The sequence below is a fragment of the Amycolatopsis sp. NPDC024027 genome, assembly GCF_040638975.1.
In the GTDB taxonomy this organism is placed as follows: Bacteria; Actinomycetota; Actinomycetes; order Mycobacteriales; family Pseudonocardiaceae; genus Amycolatopsis.
The window spans coordinates 320,352-344,008 of record NZ_JBEZYY010000008.1 but is presented as its reverse complement, the minus strand read 5'-3'; the positions used below and the strand labels follow the sequence as shown (position 1 = coordinate 344,008).

Annotated in this window: 11 protein-coding genes; 4 read left to right on the top strand and 7 right to left on the bottom strand. The window is 70.4% G+C overall.

The window, feature by feature from the left end; genetic code table 11:
* Nucleotides 1-18: 18 nt before the first annotated feature.
* The 7 genes from AB0F52_RS21965 to AB0F52_RS21935 all read right to left on the bottom strand — a co-directional run bounded on the left by AB0F52_RS21965 (nt 19) and on the right by AB0F52_RS21935 (nt 16,303).
* Nucleotides 19-11,682, bottom strand: a complete 11,664-nt coding sequence (locus tag AB0F52_RS21965) for a DNRLRE domain-containing protein (protein WP_360173814.1) — start codon at nt 11,680-11,682, stop codon at nt 19-21.
* A 302-nt stretch (nt 11,683-11,984) separates the two neighbouring features.
* Nucleotides 11,985-12,302 carry a hypothetical protein gene (locus tag AB0F52_RS21960; RefSeq protein ID WP_360173811.1) on the bottom strand — a complete coding sequence of 106 codons (318 nt, stop codon included), beginning with the start codon at nt 12,300-12,302 and terminating at the stop codon, nt 11,985-11,987.
* Nucleotides 12,303-12,526: 224 nt separating this feature from the next.
* Nucleotides 12,527-13,561 carry an alpha/beta hydrolase gene (locus tag AB0F52_RS21955; RefSeq protein WP_360173808.1) on the bottom strand — a complete coding sequence of 345 codons (1,035 nt, stop codon included), beginning with the start codon at nt 13,559-13,561 and terminating at the stop codon, nt 12,527-12,529.
* Nucleotides 13,558-13,908 carry a hypothetical protein gene (locus AB0F52_RS21950; protein WP_360173805.1) on the bottom strand — a complete coding sequence of 117 codons (351 nt, stop codon included), beginning with the start codon at nt 13,906-13,908 and terminating at the stop codon, nt 13,558-13,560. The genes AB0F52_RS21955 and AB0F52_RS21950 overlap by 4 nt, the downstream gene beginning before the upstream one ends.
* A gap of 14 nt (nt 13,909-13,922) precedes the next feature.
* A complete protein-coding gene (locus AB0F52_RS21945) occupies nt 13,923-14,423 on the bottom strand; it encodes a helix-turn-helix domain-containing protein (RefSeq protein WP_360173802.1) in 501 nt (166 codons plus the stop codon).
* 87 nt (nt 14,424-14,510) lie between these two features.
* Nucleotides 14,511-15,284, bottom strand: coding sequence for an NAD-dependent epimerase/dehydratase family protein (locus tag AB0F52_RS21940; protein ID WP_360173799.1), 774 nt, complete (start codon nt 15,282-15,284; stop codon nt 14,511-14,513).
* On the bottom strand, nt 15,284-16,303 hold the full coding sequence (locus AB0F52_RS21935) for a Gfo/Idh/MocA family oxidoreductase (RefSeq protein WP_360173796.1): 1,020 nt from the start codon (nt 16,301-16,303) through the stop codon (nt 15,284-15,286). Before AB0F52_RS21935 ends, AB0F52_RS21940 begins: the two co-directional genes overlap by 1 nt.
* A gap of 268 nt (nt 16,304-16,571) precedes the next feature.
* Between AB0F52_RS21935 and AB0F52_RS21930 the strand changes: the two genes are divergently transcribed.
* The 4 genes from AB0F52_RS21930 (at nt 16,572) to AB0F52_RS21915 (ending at nt 23,281) form a co-directional block, all read left to right on the top strand.
* Nucleotides 16,572-17,840, top strand: a complete 1,269-nt coding sequence (locus tag AB0F52_RS21930) for a macrolide family glycosyltransferase (protein WP_360173793.1) — start codon at nt 16,572-16,574, stop codon at nt 17,838-17,840.
* Between the two features lie 76 nt (nt 17,841-17,916).
* Nucleotides 17,917-18,801, top strand: a complete 885-nt coding sequence (gene rfbA / locus AB0F52_RS21925; protein ID WP_360173790.1) for a glucose-1-phosphate thymidylyltransferase RfbA — start codon at nt 17,917-17,919, stop codon at nt 18,799-18,801.
* A gap of 5 nt (nt 18,802-18,806) precedes the next feature.
* Nucleotides 18,807-19,781: a dTDP-glucose 4,6-dehydratase gene (gene rfbB, locus AB0F52_RS21920; protein ID WP_360173787.1), complete on the top strand. Its 975-nt coding sequence runs from the start codon at nt 18,807-18,809 to the stop codon at nt 19,779-19,781.
* A gap of 248 nt (nt 19,782-20,029) precedes the next feature.
* The gene (locus tag AB0F52_RS21915; protein ID WP_360173784.1) at nt 20,030-23,281 is read left to right on the top strand and encodes a glycoside hydrolase family 172 protein; all 3,252 of its coding nucleotides are present in this window, start codon (nt 20,030-20,032) and stop codon (nt 23,279-23,281) included.
* Nucleotides 23,282-23,657 lie beyond the last annotated feature (376 nt).

Below are 23,657 nucleotides of genomic sequence, written 5' to 3'. Positions count from 1 at the left end.
TGGTTCGCCAGCGCCGGCTCAATAGGAGGTCCGGTCGCGTTTGACGTCCTGGATGCCACTCTGCCAGTTGCGAGTCGTCGGGACGGAACCAGCCCAGCGTTCGTAGTTGTCCGGCCCGGGCCAGCGTTCGGTGAGATAACGCTCATTGGACAGGGCATCCATACGGTCGTCGTAGTTCTTGATGATCTGCATACGGCTGCCATCCTCGTAGTCACGAGCCGGATAGCGGTTGATCGGATTCTTGGAGATGCCCCATTTGTAGATCTCGCCGGTAGTCGGGTTGTAGCGGGCGTAAAGGGAGGTCTGACCGTAGTCGGGCAAAGGCCCGTCGATGTAACTCGACTTCGGCTTTTCCCCATCCGGGTCGGTGTGCGTGGTCGGCTGGTTGCCGACGTAGCCGTACAGGTTGTTCCCGCCGTCGAACCCGATCGGGTCCTCGCTCAAGAACCGCTGCAGGCCGGGGCTGTAGTAACGGGCGCGGTTGTAGTACAGCCCGGTGCCGTCGTCCTCACGCCCCGCGTACCGGTAGGCGTTCCCGCCGTCGTTGCCGGCGACGTAGGTCCGGCCGAACGGCTCGTAGGTGTACGTGGCACCCGCACCGGCGCTGTCGACCAGCCCGAGCGTGCTGCCCAGACCATCGGTGAGGTACCGGCGGGTCACGCCGCCGGCGTCGCGGAGCTGGTACCCGTCCACACCGGACGACGTGATCGTCGCGGTGACCGCGCCGTTCACCTTCTCCTGCACCGGGTTCTTCCCGTCGTACAGGAAGCCGGTGGTGACACCGTTGATCGTCTTGGACCGGCGGCGGCCGTCCGCCTCGTAGCTGAAGCCCGCCGTCATCCCCGGGCCGGACTCCGTGGCCAGCTGACCACGGGCGTCCCAGGTGTAGCCGGCCACGCCGTCGGAGATCAGGTTGCCGTCCGCGTCGTGGCTGACCGGGGTCGCGCCGATGCCGCGGATCCGGTTCGCCTGGTCGTAGGTGGCCACTCCGAACTGCTCCGGCAGCATCGCCCGGGAGTAACTGCCGCCGGTCCGGACCGGCTGCCCCGCGGTGTCGTAGTCGTAGGCGAGATCACCGAGCACGGTCTGGCCCGCCCGGTAGGTGATCGTCTTGACTTCGCCGGCGTCGTCGTAGCCGTACGTCTGGGAGACGCCACCACCGGGTGCGCCGATCCGCTGCACGCGCCCCACCGCGTCCCGGCTGACTGTCGTGACCGCGGTGCCGCCCTGCTGGACCTCGGACAACGCGCCCGCCGCGTCGAAGACGTACCGCACCGCAGGCCGGCCGGGCACGTTCAGCACCCGGTCCCGCCCGGCGGTGTCGTAGTCGTACGACACACTGCCCTGCGTGGTGGTCTCGGCCTTGACGCGGTCCAGGCCGTCGTACTCGGTGGTCGCCACCCCGGCCACCGAGTCTTCGGTCCGCTTCAGGCGGTTGCCCAGGTCGTAGCCGAACTTCGTGCTGCTCTCGGCGCCGAACCGGCTTTCGGACTTGCGGTCCAGGTCGTCGTAGTCGTTTTCGGTGACGATCCCGCGGCGGCTGGTGTGCTTCTTCAGGTTGCCGTTCTGGTCGTACTCCGCCTGCTCGAACTTGCCGAGCGGGTCGGTGACCTTCGCGAGGTGGTCCATGTTGTCGTAGTCGAAGACCGTTTCGCCGCCGCGGGCGTCGGTGACCTGGTGGCGGTTGCCGTTCGGGTCGTACCCGTACGCCATGGTCCGGCCGAGCGGATCGGTCACCGAGGCGACCTCGCTCGCCGCGGTGTACGCGGTTTCGGTGACCGCACCCCGTGGATCGGTGGCCAGCACCGTCCGGCCGAGCGAGTCGAAGCTCGCCTTGCTCACCCGGCCGAGCTGGTCGGTGGTCTTGACCGGATCGGTGCCCGCGTACTCGGTGGTGGCGAACTTGCCCGCCGGATCGGTGACCTTGGTGACCAGGCCCTTTTCGTTGGTGTCATAGGTCTTCACGCGCTGCGCCGGGTCGGTGACCGACTGCACCGCGCCCCGCGGGTCGAGCCCGTACACCGTGTCCTTGGCGTAGCTGTCGGTGTACTTGGTCAGCTCGTGATGCGGCCCGGTGCGCTCGAACTTCTCGGTGCGCGCGTCCGGCGTGCCCGCCAGGACCGTCTTTTCCTTGACCTGGCCGAAATCGTCGTAGACGTAGGTCGTCTTGCGCTGCAACGCGTCCGTGACGGCCTTCAGCCGGACGCCATCCGTGTCGTACTCGCTGGTCGTCGTCTCGGCGACGCCGGTGCCGAACGCCTTGGTGTCGGTGAGTACCGATCCCCGGTCGTTGAAGGTCATCCGCCGGACGTGTCCGCGGGGGTCGGTGATCCGGGTCTCGACGATCGCGTCGCCGGACGTGACGTACTCGAACCGCGTGATCCCGTTGTCCGCGGCCGTCTGGGTCTTCACCCGGCCCTTGTCGTCGTACTCGTTGAGCAGGTACCGGGTGCCCCTGGGGTCGGTGATGGTCTTGAGCCGGCCCTTTTCGTCCCAGGTGTACCGGGTGAGGCCACCCCGGACGTCGGTCACCGTCTCCAGGTGCCCGGTGGCGTCGTAGGTGTAGCCGACGCGCCGGCCCAGGTTGTCCTCGATGGACTTGACGCGCGGCGGGTTCGACTCGTCGTAGGCGAACTTCACCCACCGGCCGTTCGGCGAGGTGATCTGCGTGACCGGCCCGTTGGCGCGGACCTTGCCGTCGGTACCCGGCGGCGCGGTCGCCCGCGTGAGGGTGGTGGTGTTGCCGAACTTGTCGCGGATCTCCTGCAACGGCGCCTCTTCGCCGATCACCATCACGGTGCCGTCGCGAAGCGTCACGTCCCAGCCGCTGTCGATCCACTTCACGATCGAGCCGTCGAACTTCGTCGGCGTCGGATCGGCCCTGAACACCGCGCCCGCGTAGTCCTGCCCCGGCGAAGTGCGGCGGTAGTGGATCTTGCTCCCGTCCGGCTGCACCAGGTCGAACTCCTGGAACGTGAACTGCCCGATGATGCCGGGAGACCACGGGTAGAGGCCGTAGTTGAAGCTCGTCCCGACGCCGAACGCGCGGATGTCGGTGTCGCCCTGCTGGTAGCTGCGTTTGATCTCGATCGGCGCGATGTCGTCGACGACCATGTCGGTCGTCTCGTCCACCAGGAGCCCGGTCGCCGGGTCCACCGGGTCCCCGACGCGGGGCACGCCGGCCCTCGGCGCGACCGGTGGCGGGTTCATCCCCGGCACGGCGGTCATCGCGCCGGTCAGCCGGTAGAACTTGACCGTCGGGTCGGGCACGATCTGCTTGCCGTCCGGCGAAACCGTGCCGTAGCCGTAGATGTGCCAGCCCTGGCCGTCCGGGTCGTAGTTCCAGAACTGGGTCCGGGTCCCGGGCCGCTCCTTCGTGTAGTTCGGGTAGACGATCGTGGCGCCCTCGGGGAAGAGGTAGCTGCCGCCCGGCTGGACCGTGAAGTACACCGGCACCTTGGTGGGCGGCAACGGGAACGGCGGCCGGTCGATCGGGATCGGGGTGAGGCTCAGCTCGGTCGCCACGTTCCCGTCGGCGTCGCGGACGACGGTCCCCGCCGGCAGCCGGACTTCCAGGCCGGGGATGGCCTTGGTGGTGAGGACGGTTTCGGTCGTCGTCGGACTGGGCACGTGCACCGTCGCGGCGGCGTCGATCTCCGGCAGGAACACCGTGTAAGGCAGGACGAGGACCTGGCCGCCCTTGAGGTCGACGCCGATGTCGAACGAGCCGAACGGGCGGCCGGAGGTGCCGGTACGACCGTCCACCCGCACCACGACGTGCCCGCCGGGCAGCCCGGTCAGCACGAACTTGCCCTTGTCGTCGGTGGTGACGCGGCTGCCGCCGGCGCTCACGGTGACACCGGCAAGGGGCTGGCCGGCCGTGGACTGGACCTTGCCGACCAGGCCGGTGAACCCGACGTCGAACTGCAGCGGCCGGTCCCGCACCGGCGCCGGGTCGTAGCGGGTGCTCCAGTCGGTGCCGTTCAGGTTGGCGGTGTCCGGCTGCCAGCCACCGGGCGACCCGCAGGTCGACGAGGACGGCGGGGCGGGCGGGGGTTCCGGTGCGGCCGGGGGCTGCGCCGAGCCCTCGGGCGCCTTGCCGGACTTCGCGGGAGCCGGCACCGGTTCGGCGGGGACGCACTTCGGCGTGACCGGCTTCGGCGGGTCGATCCGCCCCTGCGGGGCCGCCATCGCGGCCGCGGCGGGTTTGGCGAGCGCCACGGTCATCGAGCCGGTGGCCTGGCCACCGGGGTCGAACACCATGGTGTAGGTGCCCGTCATCTTCAGCGCGGGCAGCTTGAACCGGCTGAACGAAATCCAGGAGTGGTTCGGCGAGATCGTGCCGTCCGGCGCGATCAGGCTGTAGTAGGACCCGCCGTTGTTCGGGAAACCGAACGTGAAGTCCGCCTGCAGGACGTCGTTCGCGGTGCCGTCGAAGGTCACCTTCGCGTTCTGCGCGGTCCGCCCGATGGTGACCGTGTTGGCGGCGCCGCCGACGGCGACCTTGCCACCGTCCACTTCGGACGAGAGCAGGACGGTCAGGTCGCCCGCCGCCGGGCCGGCCCCGTCCTCGAGCGGTTCGAGCACGATCCGGTAGTCGCCCGCCACCGGCAGCGTGGTCAGGTCGAAGCCCCACGGCAGGCCGAAGTTGAACGGCGAGTCCAGCGTGGTGCCGTCCGGCTTGTACACCGTCGGCTTGAGGAACGGGATGTTCGGCGACGTGAAGCCCAGGCTCAGGCGCTGCCCGGCCTGCCCGGTGAACTTCGCGACGACGCGCTGGCCCGGCACGGTGACCGAAGCCGTCGGCGGCGGCCCGTCGATGGCGATCGAGCCGAGGTCCAGCGGCTCGGACGCGGCGATCGTGACGTCGCCCGTGGTGGCGTACGCCGGTTCGAGCTGGATGCGGTACTTCCCGGTCTCGGGCAGCGCGGGAACGTCCAGCTTGCCGTCGATCGAGCTGGTCACCAGCTTGCCGCCGGTCGGCTGGAAGACCCGCATGGTGAGGTAGCCGGGCAGGCTCTTGTCCCGGGTCTGCAGGTGCAGCGGCCGGCCCTGGACACCGTTGTAGTCGAACCACACCTCCCGGGCCGGCCGGTCGATGGTGACCTTGGTCTGCGCGTTGATCGGCAGCTGGCCGGCTTCGGTCGCGGAGGTCAGCCAGCCCCGGGCGCTGCCGACGGCTTCCCAGCCGCTCATGAACAGGCTGTGCTGGCCGCTCTTGCGGATCGGGACGTTGCGGATCTCCTGCGTGCCGGTGCGCAGCTCGACCTGGTTGTCGTCCGGTTCGGCCAGGATTCCGCCCGGGTAGCCGGGGCGGCCGTTCTCGCGCAGCGTGTTCTCGGTGACGCCGAACCGCAGGTTCTTGCCCGCGACACCGGTGAACGGCAGCCGCACGGACTGGCCGGGCCGGTTGATCTTGAACTGCGTGCCCGCCCCGTCGACCGCGACCTGGCCCGCCTCGAGCACCCCGGACAACCAGACCTTCCCGGCCCCGAGCTCGTTCGCGCCGAAGGTGACGCCGACGGTGAACGTGCCGGTCTGGCGGGCCTTGAACACCATCGTCGGGGTGTAGAGGGTGAGCGAGGCCTTCCAGGTGTTCTTGTACCCGTCGGGCTGAGTCACCAGGACGTCGAAGGTGTTGGCCGGCATGCTCAGGTCGGTCAAGCCGAAGCTGAGCCATTCGCCGGCGGTGGCGGTGAACGTCATTTCGGCGCGCTGCTGCGCCACGCTGACGGTGAACGGCACGCCGGTGCCGTCGCGGGTCAGCTTGTCCCCGGTCAGGGTGTGCGACGCGGTGATCCGCACCTTGCCGGACGCGTCGTCGTCCGGCGCCACCACGATCGTGTAGGTGCCGGTGGCGCCGAACACCGGGATGTCCTGGCGCAACGTGCTGCCGGACCACAGGTCGAGCGGGTCACCCATGGTGCGGCGGGCGAAGTCGCCACCGTGCGGGGAGAACATCCACATCGCCGAGCGCACCGGAACGGTGTTGTTCTCCAGGTCCAGGTGCACGCGCTCGCCGGCCTTGCCGTCGATCAGGACGACCGCTTCCTTGCCGGCCGGGATGTCGAGTTCCATCGGCTTGCCGAGCTCGATCCGGCCGCCGTAGACCAGCTGGTCGATCTTGAACCCGCGCGGTGCCACCAGGAAGTCGGCACCGCTGGTCGCCGTTCCGCCGGGCGTGCGCACGCTGATCCGGCCGGACGCCACCGCGGCGGGCACCTCGACGGTCAGGCTGGTCGGACCGGCCTGCTTGACCCGCGCGGCGGTCTGGTGGAACAGCACGACATCACGCGTGGCATCGGGATCGAACCCGGTGCCGGTGATGGTGATCGTGTCCCCGGAGTTGCCGCGGTCGGCCGACACGCCGGTGATCGCCGGTGCCGGCACGCCCTTGGTCACCGCGAACGGGGCGCGGGCGGCCGCGGTCTTGCCGTTCGCGGTCACCTTGACCGCGCCACCGCCGGTGCCCGCGGGGACGACCACGGTGAGCCGGGTCGCCGTCGCGGCGGTGACCTGCGCGGCGATCCCGTCGAAGGTCACCTGGTTGCCGGACGGCTGCGTGGCGAATCCGGTGCCGCCGATCTCCACCGTGCTGCCGGTCGGACCGCGGGTGGGCACCAGCGCGAAGATCGACGCGGTGTCCGTGCGGTAGCGGTCGGTCGCCTCGAGGTTGCCCGCGGCGTCGTACCGGTAGGCCGCCGCCTCACCGGAGTTGTTCGTGACGCCCGCCAGCTGTCCGGCGGCGTCGTAGAAGTAGTCGCGCGGGCCGGACGGCGCCCCGACGGCGAACGTGTACTTCGCCGGTGCCGAAAGCACGCCACTCGACGTGACCTTCGCCCAGACGGTCAGCGTGCGCTGGCCGGAGCGGACCGGGGTGAGGCTGACGGTCGCGGTGCCGGTGCCGGCGGGCACCTCGGTGGGTGCGGCGTCGGTGTCCAGCTGGTACCGCACGGCGTCCGCGGCGACGGCACCCTGGCTGCGCAGGGTGAACGTGCCAGCCTGGCCGAGGCTGCCGTGCAGCTGCCCGTCCGCGGGGTAGTCCGTGGAGGACACGAGCGGCGTCGCCGGGGTCGGTGCCGCTCCGGCGACCAGGAACGTGTAGGCGGCCGGCGCCGAAGCGCTGCCCGCGCTGCCGATCGCCCACACGACCAGGGTGTGCGTGCCGCCGGTCGGCGGGGTGATCCGCACCCCGACGTCGCCGGTGCCCGGTACGTCCGTGGTCGTGCCTTCGTCGAGCTTCCAGCGGAAGCCGGAGACGGCCGTGGTCCCGGTGGGGCGGAAGGTGAAGCCGCCTTCCTGGCCGGCGTTCCCGTGCGGTTGCCCGTCCGCCGGGTAGTCCGTGGAGAACACGCCCGGCGCGTCCGGCGGCGGCAGCGGCGCCACCTCGAACGTGTAGTTCGCCGGTGCCGAAACCGCGCCCGCCGCGGTGAACGTCCGCACGGTGAGTGTCTGCGGACCCGCGGTGACCGGCGTGATCTTCACCGCCACCTTGCCCGCACCGGCCACGTCGGTCGCCTGGCCACCGTTGAGCTGCCAGCGGTAGCCCGCGATCGCCGTCGACCCGGTCGGCCGGAAGGTGAACGTCCCTTCCTTGCCGGGCGCCCCGTACGGTGCCCCGCCGGACGGGTAGTCCAGCGAAAGCACCTGCGGCGCACCGGGTCCGTTCGGCGCGTCGGCCACGACGAACGTGTACGTGGCCGGCGGCGAGATCAGGTTCTCGACGCCGAGCGCGCGCACGGTCAACGTGTGCTGTCCCGGCGTCGGCGGCGTCGCGCGCACCTGGACCTCACCGGTGCCGGGCACGTCCGCAGGACCGCCGTCGTCGAGCTGCCACCGGTACCCGGTGACCGCGGCCGGGCTGCCCGGCTTGAGCGTGAAGACGCCTTCCCGGCCGGGCACACCGTGGGGCTGACCGTCCGCGGGGTAGTCCACAGAGGACACCAGTGGCGCGGCGGGGGCCTGTGGAGGCGTCGCGACGACGAACGCGTAGGTGGCCGGCGGCGAAGCCAGGCCACCGGCGGTGACCGCGCGGACGGTCAAGGTCCGGTTGCCCGCGGCGAGCGGCGTCACGGTCACCGAGGTCTGCCCGGTGGCCGGCACCTCCGTCGGCTGCGAGTCGGAGTCGAGCTGGTAGACGAACTTCGCGATCGGCACGGCGTCGCCCGGCTTCAGGACGAACGTGCCGGGCAGGCCGGGGCGGCCGTGCGGCTGACCGTCCGCCGGGTAGTCCACCGAGGAGGCGAGCGGCGTGGCGGGCGGCACCGGCGCCGGGGTGCCCGGACCGGCGGCGAACACGCTGGGCCGCGGAACTTCGGCGCCCACCGCGAAGTGGTTGTGCCACTGGACGCCCGCGCCGAAGCGGGCGCCGTCCGAGGCACCGACGTAGACCTTTCCGGTGCTGCCACGGGTGAAGGTGGCGATGTCGAACTTGCCGTCCCCGGTGAAGTCGCCGATGCCGGGGAGCTCGTCGCCGGGTGCGAAGTTCGCGTTCCACTGCCGTGCGGCGCCGAACGCCGAGCCGGTCGAGATCGCGGCGTTCACCTGGCCGTTCGAGAACGAGACGACGTCGTCCTTGCCGTCACCGTCGATGTCGCCGACGGCGGCCCGGTTCGCGTCCGGGGCGAAGTTGTCCTGCCAGTTGGCCGCGGCGCCGAACTTCGTGCCGTCGGAAAGCGACACGAAGACGTCCGCCGCTTCACCGCCGGAGAACCCGACGATGTCGTCCTTGTTGTCGCCGTTCACGTCGCCGGCCGCGGGCATGGCGGTGCCCAGCGCGAACGAGCTGTGCCACTTCACCGGGGTACCGAACTTGGTGCCGTCGGACAGCGCGACGAACACGCCGCCGTCCGTGCCACGGGCGAAGCCGGCGACGTCGTCCCGGCCGTCGCCGTTGAAGTCGCCCACCACCGGGATGTCGGTGCCCGCGGCGAAGCTGCCCAGCCACTTCGCCGGGGTAGCCGCGAACTTCGTGCCGTCGGAGAGCGCGACGTGGACACTGGCGTCGGTGCCACGGGTGAACGTGACGGCGTCGGCCTTGCCGTCGCCGTTGAAGTCACCGGTCAGCGGGATTTCGTTCTGCGCCGCGAAGCTGTCATGCCACTTCCAGCCGTCCTGCACGAACTTCGTGCCGTCGGACAAGGAGACGTAGACCGCCGGAGCGCTGCCGCGGGTGAACGTGACGACGTCGTCCTTGCCGTCGCCGTTGAAGTCCGACTTTCGCTTGCGGTGGGTCGGTGGCTCCGCGACGGAGTACGTGTACGCCGTCTCGCCCGAGGACACGCCGTTGGCATCGAGCGCCCACACGCTCAGGGTCCGCCGGCCCGGCGCGGCGGGTGCCAGGTTCACCGTGACCTGACCGGTCGCGGGCACCTCCGTGGGGCGCGGATCGGAGTCCTGCTGGTAGACGAACTTGGCGATCGGCACGGTGTTGCCCGGCTTGAACACGAACGCGCCTGCCTGCCCTGGCGCACCGTGCGGGCCGTCCTGCGGATAGTCCACTGAGGACACGATCGGTGCGGCGGGCGGAGGCGGCGGGGTGCCCAGGTAGGACACCGCGAGGTGGGGCCGCAGCGAGGGTTCCGGCGCCTCGTTGGACAGGAACAGCACCCGCTGGGCCGCACCCGCTTCGTCGTGCAGCTTGACCTCGAAGCCGTTGTTGGAGGCCGGGTTGTTCACCCAGCCCTGCGCCATGCTCGCGTTTTCCCAGATCTGCCAGGTCGGGCGGTCGGGAACGCCCGAAACGAAGTCCGCCCGGGTCGCCGCGATGTCACCGCCCGGCGCGGTCCACGCGGCGGCCGCGGACGCCCGGTTCCAGGTCGCCTCGCCTTCCACGAAGGCTCTGCCGAGCGTGTGCCCGTCGAAGGTCGCGCCGGACCCGTTGGAGTAGAACCCCCACATCGACACGTCGGCGTCGACGATCGTGGTACCCGCCGGGATCGCGCTCAGGCCGCCGAACTTCAGCAGTGCCCGGCTCTTCCCGAGGGTGGCGCCGTTGTTGCCGACCTGAAGCCACGGCTGGCCGGTGAGCACGTTGAAGTTGGTGTTCGGCTGGGTGGCGGACACCGTGGTGTCGGCCGTGGCCGGGAAGATCTGCCGCACCTGCCCCGCCTTCGGCGTGCGGGTCAGCTGGGTGGCGCTCGGGATGCTCTCGCCGCTGCGGGTCTGGACGACGATCGTGTAGTAGTAGGCGTTCCAGCCCAGGTCCGGCGCGCTGTCCGGGGTGACCGGTGCGGTGGTGTCGACGAACCGGGTCGCCTGCGGCCCCAGCGAAGTGACCAGCGTCGCGGCCGAAGGGGTGTACACCTGCGACACCGAACGGTGCACCTGATATCCGACGATGTCGTCGGGACCGTTGCCGGGACCCGGGTTCGTGTAGGGGGTCCAGGCCAGCTCGGCGCCGGTGGCGTAGGCCTTCGTGATCGGCTGCAGGACGGCGCCCGGCTTGCCGTAGGTCAGCATCAGCTTCGGGAACGTCGCCGTGTCGCCGTTGTAGTCGAACTCGGCGCCGTGGTGGATCGCACCGCCTCGCTTGAGCGTCTCGTCGGTCGCCTTGACGAGGAGCCCGTTGTTGCCGGCGGAACCGGAAACCCACGACTGCGCGATGTTGCGGACGTCCCATTCGGACCAGGCCTGCGTGACGTTGGCGCGCTTGACCGCGGTCGTCAGGCCCGCCTCGGCGAAGGCTCCGTTGAAGCTGTTCCAGGTGACCGTGTTCTCGGCCCACGCGGTGGTGACCCGGCGCGCCTCCATGGTGACGTCGTTGGCGTTGGTGTAAAGCTCGTTGTCGTAGTACATCCGCAGCTTCGCCGACGTCAGGCTGGTGCCGGCGGGCACCACGGACGTGTCGAACTTGACCAGGCTGCGCGCGATACCGGAGCCATCGGTGCCCACCGAGAGCTGGTAGCTCGCGCCGTCGTTGCGATCCGGGGTGTCGGACCAGAGCTGGCTGTCCTGGCCGGAGTTCGACGTCGGCTCGACCTTGATCGTCGGGTCGATCACGACCGGGTACTTGCGCTGCGGGGCGGCCAGCCAGTCGTGGTCCGCCCGCACGACCACGGTGATGTCCGCCCCGTGCTGCTCGACCGTCTGGGAAACCTGGCCGCTGAAGGAATTCGTGCGCGAACCCGACGCGTCGAGCATGAACGGCTTGGGCATCACGTACCGCGGCGGCCCGTCGGTGCCGGTGCCGAAGAACGCGATCGAGCCGTCCGGCTGCGCTTGGGCGGAGACGCCGGACAGGTGCAACCTGAAGCGGTACGTGGCGTCGCGGGGCGGTGCCGCGAGGACGATCCGTTCCTTGAGGGAATCGCGAGTGACCTGGTAGTTCAGCTCGGCGCCGTCGAACGCGCCCGGATAGCTGACGGAGTCCTTGCCCACCTGGGGTTCGACCGGCTGGCCCGCGCCGTCGAGCCCCAGCTCGACCCGCGTGCCGTCGATGGCGAACCGGGCCAGCCGATCCGTCCGGTCCCCGAAGGAGGTGCTGAACCCGTTGGTGTCATTGGCGAATCGGTAGCCGTCGCCCGCGTGCTCGCGCACCGTCGTGTCGATCGGCTGCCAGGTTCCTTGCCGGTCGCGGAAATGCTGCGGTTGGGCGGAGAGCTCCGCTTCGAGCTGGCCGTTCGACAGCTCGAACACCCGCATGTCCGCGGTACGGCGCTCGGCCAGCTCACGCACGCGCACCGGCGCCCCGGCGGGCTGGTGACGTGCGTTGTTTTGGCTGCCTCCCAGGGAAATCGGCAAGGATGCGGGCAGTCCGACGGAGACCACCGCAAGCACCAAAGCCAGGACCAGGACGCGCGAGAGCACACCAGAGCGACGTCTACCGTGCACTGATCCCCCCAGATCGTGGCCGCCGGAAGCCATCCCCCCCTTTGACGATGGTGCCGGCGGCCGCTGCTGATCCTCAGCCTAACGAGCTTCGGATCACGCGCCATCGCCCAAACAGCGTCATCTTCGTACAATCGGGAAGAAGCCGGGCAATCTCACCGATCGTCGGCAGCCGCCTTCAAGCAGTCGAGCATGGCGGACTTGGCCTGCGGATCCGCGGCGACCTGATCGAGCGGGCGATCTCCCGCCTCGCCTTCCACGAAGGCCGAAACCTGCTCCGCCGTGGCGTACTTCAGGTACCACTCAGCGAGACATCCGGCCGTGCGGTCCGACGTACCCTGAGTTTGCGGATCGGACTTGATCTTCGCGATGATCACATCCCGGCCCGGCGGCTCGTCGCCACTGCAGGCGGTCAGGAATCCCATGAGCACTACGGCTGCGCAACCACCGGCGAGGCGGACATGGCGAGTCATGGCGTCCAGCGTAGGCCAGAACCGGGTGACGCCGGCTGGAATTCGTGCCCGGCCGCTTTCGGCGTCGCCGGACTTCGGTCGGCGCCGGGCGCCGGCGGCTTGCCCTTGCTCGGTGTTGGGCAGCGTTGGTGGACCGGCGCGTGGTTGACGCCCTGATCGCATGCGGCTGAACTCGCGAGCTGGGTCCGGCCGCTTCGATGAGGTCCCGTGGGCCGAAGACGAACTCAGCGCCCCACGAACCGGTGCAGGGCGTCGAGCACCGCCGGGGCGGGGGTGTCCGGGTGGTCGGCGTCGTGGAGCAGGTGGTCCAGTCCGGGCAGCCGCACCCGGCCCGGTCCGCCGACGTGCGCCCGGCGTAACGCGGCGGTCAGGGCGTCCGTTGTGGCGCAAGGGACTTGGACGTCGTTCGTGCCGCAGGTCAGCAGCACCCTGGTCCCCGGCCGCAGGGCCGCGGCGGTGGCCGGCGGGTAGACGGCGTCGTCGCTCTCCACGAACCGGCCGTTCGGGCCTTGGAAGGCCTCGAAGAGCTGGGCGACGGCCGGCGGCAGGCCGGTGGTGTCGACCGGGCGGTGTTCGCGCAGGGCCGTGACGGCGGCGTCGACCGCCGCGTCGATGGTCCGCTGCTGCTCCGGGGTCAGCTGGCCCTGCCGGGTCGCTTCGGCGACCTGGGCGTGCAGTTGCAGCGCGACCAGGTCCAGCAGGCGGATCGCCTGCGGTTGCAGCAGGGCCAGGCCGGCCGGGCGCGGGTGGACCGTGCCGCCCAGCAGGAGGGCCGTCATCGCGCCCTCGCTGTGCCCGACGACCATCAGCGCGTGCGGGTCGGTCTCCGGCTGGTCGCGCAACGACTCGTACGCGGCCGTTGCCTGACGGACGAATGCCGGGTAGTCGAGTTCCGCCGGGTGGTCGCGGTAGGCGCCGAGGCCGGTGCGGCCGGTGCCGTACTTGTCGAACCGGAGCGTGGCGACCCGGTCGGCGTCGAGTGCGGCGGCCAGCTGCGCCAGGGTGTTCGGAGACGCGTGGGGTGGTTGGTTGCCGTCGCGGTCGGTGGGGCCGCTGCCGGGCAGCAGCAGCGCCGCGCGCAACCGGTGCCCGGCGCGGTGGGCAGGGACGTGCAGGGTGCCGTACGTCGCCGTTCCGTCGACGGTGAAGACGACCTCACGGTCGGCGGCGGGCACGAGGCCGGGCGCCGCCTCGGCCGGGGTGGCGGTCACGACGGCCAGCGACATCGCGGCCGCGGTGAGGTGGGGAAGCATCTTCACCGCAGGGCGTTCTCGACGAGCGTGACGGTCTCGCGCGGGTTGTCGACTTGGAGGACCAGGCGGGCGTAGCGCTCGTCGGCGAGTTCGATCACGACGGCCTTCGACGCGTCCTTGATGTCCCAGAAGACTTTTTCGCCGTCGAGGTGGAAGGTGCCCGCCGTGATGACGCCGGGCAGGTGGGCGCCCGGCGCGCGGATCCCCTTGGGATCGGCGGCGATGCCGGGATCCGCGGTCGCGCCGCGGACGTTGGCCAGCGGGATGGTGAGGCTGCTCTTGAAGGCCCAGAGCTTGTCGAGACCTTCGATCACGACGACGAGGTCGTCGCCGTCGATGTGGACCAGTGCCATGTCTGCTTTCCTTGTCAATCGAGGGGATCGAGGCGTCGGGTCAGCGCGGCGGCGGCGCCGTCGGGGTTGCCGCGCAGGTGGATGCCCAGTGCGGCGGCCGTGAGGGCGGCGGCCAGTGCGGTGGATGTGCCGAGGGCGCCGGCGATCGCCTGGTCGACGGCGGCCAGCGCCGCGGCCACCTCGGCGGCCACCTCCTCGTCGGCCGGGGCCCGTTCCACCGCCGCGAGCAGCAGCAGGCCGAGGTCGGCCGACGTGACGAGCCGCAGCACGGTCGCGGCGTCCGGTGCCGCGGCGAGCGCTTCGGCCAAGGGGCCGACGTCGTCGGCGAGGTGGCGGCGCAAGGCGACCAGGTAGAGGCCGCGCTTGCTGCCGAACGCCTTGTACAGGCTGTTGCGGTGCACGCCGAGGTGGGTGACGAGGTCGTCGACGGACACCCCGTCGTACGCGCGGCCGCCGAACAACGCGACGGCGGCGCGCACCACTTCGTCCTCGTCGAACGCTCTTGGCCGGCCCATGGCACGACCGTAGACCGTTGAGGAACGATCAGTCAAGAACGATCGTTCCTCAACGGTCCGCCGCGGCCGGGCCGACCGCGTGAAGTGCTACGAAAGCGCCTTGCGGGCGTGGGCCGCGAGGTCGTCGACGTAGCGGTCCAGCAGCGCCGCGAGATAGCCGGGGCCGAAGCCGAAGTCGTCGATCTCCGGTGCCAGCTTGCGCAGCTTCGCGATGCTCGCGATGGAGCGCTTGGCCGGCTTGCCGTGCACCACGGTCCGCTCGGCCTGCGTCCCCAGCCGCTGTTCGAGACCGTTGACGATGAGCTCGATGTCCTCGGGCTGTCCCGACGCGATGTTGACGATCTCGTCGCGGACGTCGCGGGTCAGCAGCAGGTCGACGGCCCGCATCAGGTGCTCGATGTCCAGCAGATCCCGCGATGCGCCGCTGTAGACGGTGACCTTGCCGCTGAGCAGCTGCCGGGTGAGCGAGGGCAGGAGCTGGTGGGCCACCTGCATCTCGCCGACGATGTGCGTCAGGCGCAACCCGAGCCAGCGCACGCTGGAGGCCGCGAACACCGCCTCCAGCGCGAGCTTGTGCCGGCCGTAGTGGGTTTCCGGGAACACCGGGCCCTCCTCGGTGCCCGGCGAGTCGGGTGCGCCGTACATCCCGGCCGCCGCCGTGGAGAGGAAGACCGCCGTGCGTCCTTCGGCCTTGCACCGGCGGATCACGTCGTAGACGAGGTTCGCTTCGCGCTCGAACGCGGGCGCGTCGGTCAGGTACACACTGGACACTCCCGCCGCGATGAGTGTCGCGTGTGGATGCGAGGCGCCGAAGTACGCGCGAGCGTGCCCCGCGATGAAGCCGTTTCCGATGATCTCCATCAACTCTCGCCTTCGTCACGCACACCGACACACACTGCCCTCTTGCGGATCTCGTCGATGAGGCCGGCGGTCGCCACGGCCGCGTCGCGCCACGGACGCTCGACGTCGTTGTCCGCCACCGGCCCGGTCGCCGCCCCCACGAAGGCTTCGAGGGAATTGCGGAACTGGTCCGACGGCGGCAGCACGATCTCCTCGGCGTGGTCCTGCTCGTCGATGCGCAACACGGGCAGCCGGCTCGGGGGCGGCGTGAACGCGCGATCGAGCGTGACCGAGGCCGAGCTCCCCCACAGCGAGTACCGCGAGCCGTAGCTGTGCTGGATCCCGAATTCGAGCGTCGCGAACACGCTGTCGGCGGAAACCAGCAGCACCTGGCCGGCGAGGTCGACCGAAAGCCGCTCGTCGACGCGCAGGGTCGCGCCGGCCACGGTCAGGTCCGGGCCGAGGAACAGCTGGGCGGCCCGCAGCGGGTACACCCCGATGTCGAGCAACGCGCCACCGCCCAAGGCCGCGTTGTAGCGGGTGTCGTCCGGGGGAAGCGGCGGAATGCAGAACGAAGCCGTGAACGTCCTCGGTGTACCGAACCGCCCTTCGGCGAGGAGCTGCCGCACCTTCGTGTGCTGGCTGTGGTGTTCGAAGCTGAAGTTCTCCCGCAGCACCAGACCGTTGCGGGCCGCCAGCTCGGTCAGCTCGAGGGCGTCCTCGCGCGTGGTGGCCAGCGGCTTCTCGCACAGCACGTGCTTGCCGGCGCGCAACGCGTTTCCCGCCCATTCGCAATGCAGCCCGTTGGGCAAGGAAATGTAGACCGCGTCGACGTCGTCGCGTTCGAGGATCTCTTCGTAGCCGCTCGCGACGGTGCCGAGCTCCGCGGCGATCTCCTTCGCGCGCTCGACCTCGCGCGCGGCGACGCCGCTCAAGCGAACCGTGTCCACCAGGCCGATGGCCGGCAGCATGCGGCGGCGGGCGATCGGGGAACACCCGATCAGTCCCAAGCGCAACGGCGGGCCGGCGTGCTCGTTCATCGCAACCCCCTCGGAAATGCGAGCGTGCTCCGCGACCGCGTGCCGGCTTCCGGGCGCGGCGCCGCGGCTCGAGGGTGGGGCGAACTCGGTTCGCGGTGGCGGGACATGCACTCTCCTCACGGGAAAACTCGGCCACTCCCCGAGTTCTGTCGGTCAACACTAGGCGGAATCGGGAGTTCTTCCGGCCCCGCGTGCGACCCACTAGGGAATCTCTCATTACTCGGCACCGTCGGTTGGCCGTGACCTCGGCGGACGGCATGGTGGTCGCGTGTCCAAGCCAACCGCCGCCGAGTTCCCGCACGCGCCGAGAGTGCCTCGCCGCGGCGAATCCGGCCGCCCCCGTCATGTCGCGGTCTTCAACTTCCCCAGGTTCGGGCACATCCGGCCGACCCTGCCGGTCGTGCGCGAACTGCTGCGCCGAGGACACCGGGTCACCTACTTCGCCGCCGAGTCGTACGCTGACGCGGTGGCGGCCTCGGGCGCGGACGTCGTGCCGTACCCGTCGTACTTCCCCTCCGCGGTGGGGCCGGTGGACACGCCGGAAGAGCTGACCGCACTCCTCGTCGACTTCCTGCGCGAAGGGCTGGCGGCCCTGCCGGCCGCACGCAAGCACCTCGGGCACCAGCTCCCCGACCTGGTGCTCGAGGACGCGCTGAGCACCGCGACCAGTGCCCTCATCGCCCGCGACGCCGGCTGCCCGGTCGTGCGGACGTTCGCGGGTTTCGCCGGCAACGACGAGGTCTCGCTCGACGGCGGCGAGCCGGCTCCGGAGAACCCGCTGATCCCGGACACGGCGATCATCGAACGGGCCGGCGAGGAACTGTTCACCTCGCTGGTGCCGTACGGGCTCGACGAGGCCGCGTTCGAGTACGCCCAGCGCGGCCGGGCGGCTTCGGCGAACCTCGTCTTCATCCCCAAGGCCCTCCAGCCCTACGCGGACCGGTTCGACGGCACCTTCGCGTTCGTCGGCCCCGAACCGGGACCGGACACCGGCAAGCTGCGCCCGCACCAGGACCGGGACCGCGCGGTGCTCGTCTCGCTCGGCACGTCGGCGACCGCGAACCCGGAGTTCTTCCGCGGCTGCGCGGACGCCTTCGCGGGAAGCGGCTGGCGGGTCGTCCTCGCGACGGCGGGCCACCTCGGCGCGGCCGACGTCGAACGGCTGCCCGCGGGTGTCGAGGCGCACGACTGGGTGGACCACGACGAAGTGTTCCCCCAGGTGCGCGCCGTGGTCTGCTCGGCGGGCGCGGGAACGGTCCTCGACGCGCTGCGGCACGGCGTGCCGGTGGTGATGGTGCCGCAGCAACCGGACGCCGTGACGTTCGCCCGCCACCTCGAGAAGGTGGGGCTCGGCAAGACTCTCGACCCCGCCGACGCCACCGGCGCGACGATCCGGGCGGCGGTCGAGTCGGTCACCACCGATCCCGGGATCGCCCGGCACGTCGCCCGCATGCACACCGAAATCCGGGAGGCCGGCGGCTCGGTCCGGGCAGCGGACGTGCTCGAATCGCTGTGGCCGCGCGCGGCCGCACCCTGAGCGTTCCCCTCCGCCGCCACCGATCCCGGACGCGGTGCCCCCGTTCCGTTCGTCCCGACAACCTCACGAGGTTCCCATGAAGGGCATCATTCTCGCCGGCGGTAGCGGCACCCGGCTGCACCCGGTCACGCTCGCCGTGTCCAAGCAACTCGTGCCGGTCTACAACAAGCCGATGATCTACTACCCGTTGTCGGTGCTCATGCTGGCCGACATCACCGAGATCCTGATCATCACCACGCCGACCGATCTCCCCGCCTTCCGGCGCCTGCTCGGCGACGGTTCCTGGCTCGGGCTGCGGATCGACTACGCCGAACAGCCGGAACCGAACGGCCTCGCGGAGGCGTTCATCATCGGCGCCGACCACATCGGCAACGACGACGCCGCGCTCATCCTCGGCGACAACATCTTCCACGGCCCCGGCTTCTCCGGGATGCTCAAGGCCAAGACGCAGGACCTCAAGGGCTGTGTCCTCTTCGGCTACGCGGTGTCCGACCCGCACCGGCACGGCATCGGCGAGGTGGACGACGACGGCAAGCTGATCTCGGTCGAGGAGAAGCCGGCCGAGCCGAAGTCCAACCGCGCTATCACGGGGCTCTACTTCTACGACAACGACGTGGTGGAGATCGCGAAGGGCCTGACCCCCTCCAAGAGGGGGGAGCTCGAGATCACCGACGTCAACGCGACCTACATGGAGCGGGGCAGCGCGCACGTCGTCGATCTCGGGCGCGGCTTCGCCTGGCTGGACACCGGTACGCACGAGTCGCTGCTCGAAGCCGGGCACTACGTGCAGACGCTGGAGGAACGCCAGGGCGTGCGCATCGCCTGCCTCGAGGAGATCGCCCTGCGGATGGGGTTCATCGACCCCGCGGCCTGCCTTCGGCTCGGCGAACGGATCAGCAAGTCGGTCTACGGGCAGTACGTCATGGAAATCGCGCTCGCCGCACAACGGAACGGGAGGTGAGCCGGATGCGCGTCGTGGTGACGGGCGGAGCCGGGTTCATCGGTTCGCACTACGTCCGGCAGGTGCTCTCCGGCGCCTACCCCGGGTTCGAACCGGAAGTGCTGACGGTGCTGGACCTGCTGACCTACGCCGGGAACCGGGCGAACCTCGCCCCGGTCGAGGCCGACGAGCGGCTGCGGTTCGCCGTCGGCGACGTCTGCGATCCCGCGATCGTCAAGCAGACGATGTCCGACGCCGACCTGGTCGTGCACTTCGCCGCCGAGTCGCATGTGGACCGTTCGATCGAGGGCGCGGCCGATTTCGTCCGGACCAATGTGGTCGGCACCCAGACGCTGCTCCAGGGAGCGCTCGACGCCGGCGTCGGGCGCTTCGTGCACGTGTCCACCGACGAGGTCTACGGCTCGATCGACCACGGCTCGTGGACGGAGGACTTCCCCCTCTCGCCCAACTCCCCCTACGCGGCCTCGAAGGCGTCGAGCGACCTGATCGCGCTCGCCTTCCACCGCACGCACGGGCTGAACGTCTCGGTGACCCGCTGCTCCAACAACTACGGTCCGTACCAGTTCCCGGAGAAGGTCATCCCGCTGTTCGTCACGAACCTCCTCGACGGCCTCCGCGTCCCGCTGTACGGCGACGGGCTCAACGTGCGCGACTGGCTGCACGTCGACGACCACTGCCGGGGCATCCAGCTGGTCGCCGGCGGCGGCCGGGCCGGCGAGGTCTACAACATCGGCGGCGGAACCGAGCTGACCAACAGCGAGCTGACCCACCGGCTGCTCGAAGCGACCGGCCGCGACGAGTCCGCCATCCTCCCGGTCGACGACCGCAAGGGCCACGACCGCCGCTACTCGGTCGACATCACGAAGGCGTCGGCCGAGCTCGGCTACCAGCCGAGGGTCGACCTCGAGACCGGGCTTCGCGAGACCGTCTCCTGGTACCGGGACAACCGGTCGTGGTGGGAGCCGCTGAAGGCGCGCTGATCGCGGCGGCGCACGCTCCTTGAGCGAGCCATCCCCCAAGTGTCCCAGCGTCCCACCCCCACCCGGGGCACGGCAACCCTTGACCAGGCCTGACGCGGGCAGGACTGGCATTTTCCCTCAAAGCCGCAGACCACCGCGCGAGCAACCACCGGATGTTCTAACGTCGGCATCATTGATCACCTAGTGCTCTGGGGGAGTACTACATCGTGCGGTCCGATCGATGCAAACGATTGCTGTCCGGATTTCTGGTGCTCGCCACCACCGCGACCGGCGTCGCCACGGCTTCCGGTGGCGGCGTGCCGTCCGCGGCGGCGGCTCCCGGAGCCCAGCGCGGCGGCTGGGACGTCTACCGCGACCTCGACGGCCTGAGCTCGCTGCGCGCGGGCGACCGGAGCGGCCGGTTCTCCAGCTTCGACCGGTCGGGCGCCAACGACGACGGCTTCTTCGGCACCTACACCTGCCTGCGGGAGAGCCCGGACGGCTGCGTCATCGCCGACCGGACCGGCGCCGGGGAGCTGACGTCGATCTGGATGGTCGGCGACACGCCCCCGGACGAGCCGGATCCCCCGGCCAAGCAGGCGATCAAGCAGGCGGCCGGGCCGCCGGACCTGGCCGGAGCGGCCCACGTGCCGCCGCCCGACCGCTACGAGAACAACACGATCAAGATCGAACTCGACGGCAAGACGGTGCTCGCCGCCCGCATGGGCGACGTCGTGTCCGGCAAACTCGGCGGGCCGTTCGTCTGGCCGCTGGTCGGCGACAGCCTCGGCACCAAGGGCGGCATGTCGATCGGGATCCCGATGCCCTACCGCCAGTCGATGCGGGTCACCATGAGCAATTCGCCGCTGTTCTACCACGTCGACTACCGCGACTTCGACGACGCGTCCCAGGTGCGCACGTTCGACCCCGCCGACCCGGCCGGCGACGTGGTCCAGCGGCTGCGGCGGTTCGGCTTCGACGACCCGAAACCACCGGCCCCCGGCGCGACGGCCGCGACCCGGACCGCCGACATCCCGAGCGGCCGGGCCACCGAGCCGGTCCGGCTGACGGGCCCCGGTCGCATCACCCGGCTGCGCGTCGCACTTCCGCAGGTCGTGCCGGCTTCCGCGGGCTACGAAGACGGTCGCACGCTCGGCGCGGGCGGCGGGAGTTCGTTCCGCGTCGCCATCGATCCCCGCAACCAGGGGGTCCGGCTCACGCGCGAGGTCGATCCGGCGGAGGCCGGGCCGCCCGCGCAGGTGTTCGTCGACGGCAAGCGGGCGGACGTCACCGCGAAGGCCGCCGGTGACGCCGCGTTCGAGTCGCTGCAGGTGCCCGCGGAGCTCACGGCGGGCAAATCGTCGCTCGCGATCACCACCAAGACCGGCCCGGGCACGGACCGCTCCACCGAGTTCCGCTTCGACGTCCACAGTCTCGTCGACGGCTCCTACACCAGGACCGACACGCTCGACGTCGGCCACTGGCACGCCGCCGAGGAACGCGCCCACGACTACACGAACCGCGGCGAGGTGTGGCACGGGCTCCGGAAGCTGCGCATCCCGGTGCCCGAGGCCGCCGCGGAGCGCTCTCGCGCGCTGCTCGCCGGGGCGCGGCTGCGCATCTCCTTCGACGGGCACACCACGGTCGACGCGCCCATCGGCGAGTTCTTCGGCTCCGGGCTCGGGGCGTTCGACACCAGGACCCTGCTGTACGCCGTGGACCCCTCGCCGGGCGGCTGGTTCACGGCGTGGTGGCCGATGCCCTTCGCCGACCACGCCGAGGTCGAGCTCGTGAACGACGCCGGCGTGCCCATCACCGGTGCGAAGGTCGAGGTCACCTCGGCGCCGGACAGCTCGGTCGCCGGCAAGCTCGCGGCCCAGTCCATCGGCTACTTCCACGCCACCCACGGCCGGTCGGGCAAGCTCCCCGACGGCCAGGACGTGCCGCTGCTCGACGCGCGGGGCCGAGGGACCTTCTACGGTGTCACCGACACGATGCGGGGCGCGCCGGGTGGCCTGAACCAGCTTGAATTCCTCGAAGGCGACGAGCGCGCCTACGTCGACGGCCGCGCGACACCGGCGCTGCACGGCACGGGCACGGAGGACTTCTACGGCGGCGGCTGGTACTTCCTCGGCATCACCATGCCCGGCTCGACGCCGACGGCCGCGCTGTCCGGCTTCTCCGAGGAGGCCGACGGCTGTACCGCTCTGTGCGTCGGCGCGACCAAACTGCTGCTGACCGACTCGATCCCGTTCTCCAGCTCGCTGCGGTTCTCCGCCGAACGCGGCTCGGTGAACACCGATCCGGTCGAGCACAGCTGGACCTCCTACTGGTACGGCCAGGAGAAGGTCGGGCTGCGGGAGACCGACCTCGTCGACACCGCCGACGGCGCGAGCCGGGCGGCACACGGTTACCGAGCCGGCGGCGAGACCGTGTCCACCCTGGACAGCACGGTCGAGGGCGTGGCCTACCGGGCGAAGCTGCAGCGGCCGACGACCTCGGCGACCGGCACCGTCGCGTTCACCGTGCGGACCGCGCCGGACAGCCGCGGCGCGCTCCTGCGGCGGCTGGCCGATCAGCAGCTCGCCGGCCAGGAAGCCGAGGTGTTCGTCAACGGCACGGCGGCGGGGACGTGGCGGCAACCGCTGTACGACAAGACCTCGCGCTGGCTCGAGGACGAGTTCCCGCTGCCCGCCGCACTGACCGGGAACAAGCGCGAGCTCACCGTCGAACTCCGGCCGAAAGCCGGCGCGCCCGCGTGGTCGGCCTCGCAGTACCGGCTGTTGTCCCGCGTCGCCCCCTTCGCCGACACGACGCCACCGGCCGTTCCGGGTCCGGTGCGCGCGAGGGCGGACCGCACCGACTCCGTGAACGTCGCGTGGGCGCCGGCCCGTGACGACGGGATGATCTCGCAGTACGAGGTGTACGCGGCGAAAACGCCCGATGTGCCACTGACGCCGGCGAACCTCGCCGGCACCACGACCGGCCTCTCGTTCCAGCACCGCGGTGCCGGTCCCGGCGACCGGTGGTACTACCGCGTCCGGGCGGTGGACGGCGCCGGCAACGCGAGCGGTGCCTCCGCCGCCGTCGCGGGAACCGCAGGACGGCAATACGAGATCGAGGCCGAGGCGCTTGCCTCGAAGGCGCAGTCGAACGTGCAGCTCTACGTCCCGCTGAGTCCCCTCATGTCGGACACGGCCTACGTGCTGGCCGCGGCGGACCACCCCGGCGACGGCTTCACCGCGTCCGTCTCGGTGCCCCGGGACGGGGAGTACGAGCTGAGCGCATTCTGGTCGGCCTCCCCCGAACGCGGCCTGGGTGCGATCGAGATCGACGGGAAAGCGGTCGGCGAGCCGTTCGACGCCTACCGGCCCGGCGGCGAGGAAGTCGTGAAAAACGACCGGGGCACCGTGCGGCTGACCGCCGGAAAGCACGAGCTCGCGGTCCGGAGCGCCGGAAAGAACGCGGCGTCGACCGCGCTGGTGTTCGGCCTGGACAAGCTTGTTCTCACACTCGTTTGATCCGCGGCCGAGGACACTGACCTGCGGGGGCACCGCACCCTCTCCGGCTTCGAGACGAGCCGGCCGCGATGCTTTGCGATCCACGACAAGGGGATGAGATCCAGGCAACAGAAAAATATCCCAAGGTATATCAAAAGATATCCCAAGGTCTCTTGCCCGACCGAGAACAGTTCGCATGAATGACGGGATTCAGTCCCTTATTAGCCATGATCATTTGTCGTTCGGTCCACTTAACCCAAGAGTAAAACTCCCGACTTCAACACTTATCAAAGCCTGGTTGACTGACCCACCCACTGCTGATAGGTTACAGTTAGAAGTTCACCATGGCTTCTGCATACATGCAATTAATATACAATTAACATTATTCGTAGGTCTC

Coding starts and splice junctions, on each gene's coding strand:
- AB0F52_RS21945 (WP_360173802.1), bottom strand. CDS start 14,423: ATGGGCCGGCCAAGAGCGTTCGACGAGGACGAAGTGGTGCGCGCCGCC.
- rfbB (WP_360173787.1), top strand. CDS start 18,807: ATGCGCGTCGTGGTGACGGGCGGAGCCGGGTTCATCGGTTCGCACTAC.
- AB0F52_RS21940 (WP_360173799.1), bottom strand. CDS start 15,284: ATGGAGATCATCGGAAACGGCTTCATCGCGGGGCACGCTCGCGCGTAC.
- AB0F52_RS21960 (WP_360173811.1), bottom strand. CDS start 12,302: ATGACTCGCCATGTCCGCCTCGCCGGTGGTTGCGCAGCCGTAGTGCTC.
- AB0F52_RS21950 (WP_360173805.1), bottom strand. CDS start 13,908: ATGGCACTGGTCCACATCGACGGCGACGACCTCGTCGTCGTGATCGAA.
- rfbA (WP_360173790.1), top strand. CDS start 17,917: ATGAAGGGCATCATTCTCGCCGGCGGTAGCGGCACCCGGCTGCACCCG.
- AB0F52_RS21935 (WP_360173796.1), bottom strand. CDS start 16,303: ATGAACGAGCACGCCGGCCCGCCGTTGCGCTTGGGACTGATCGGGTGT.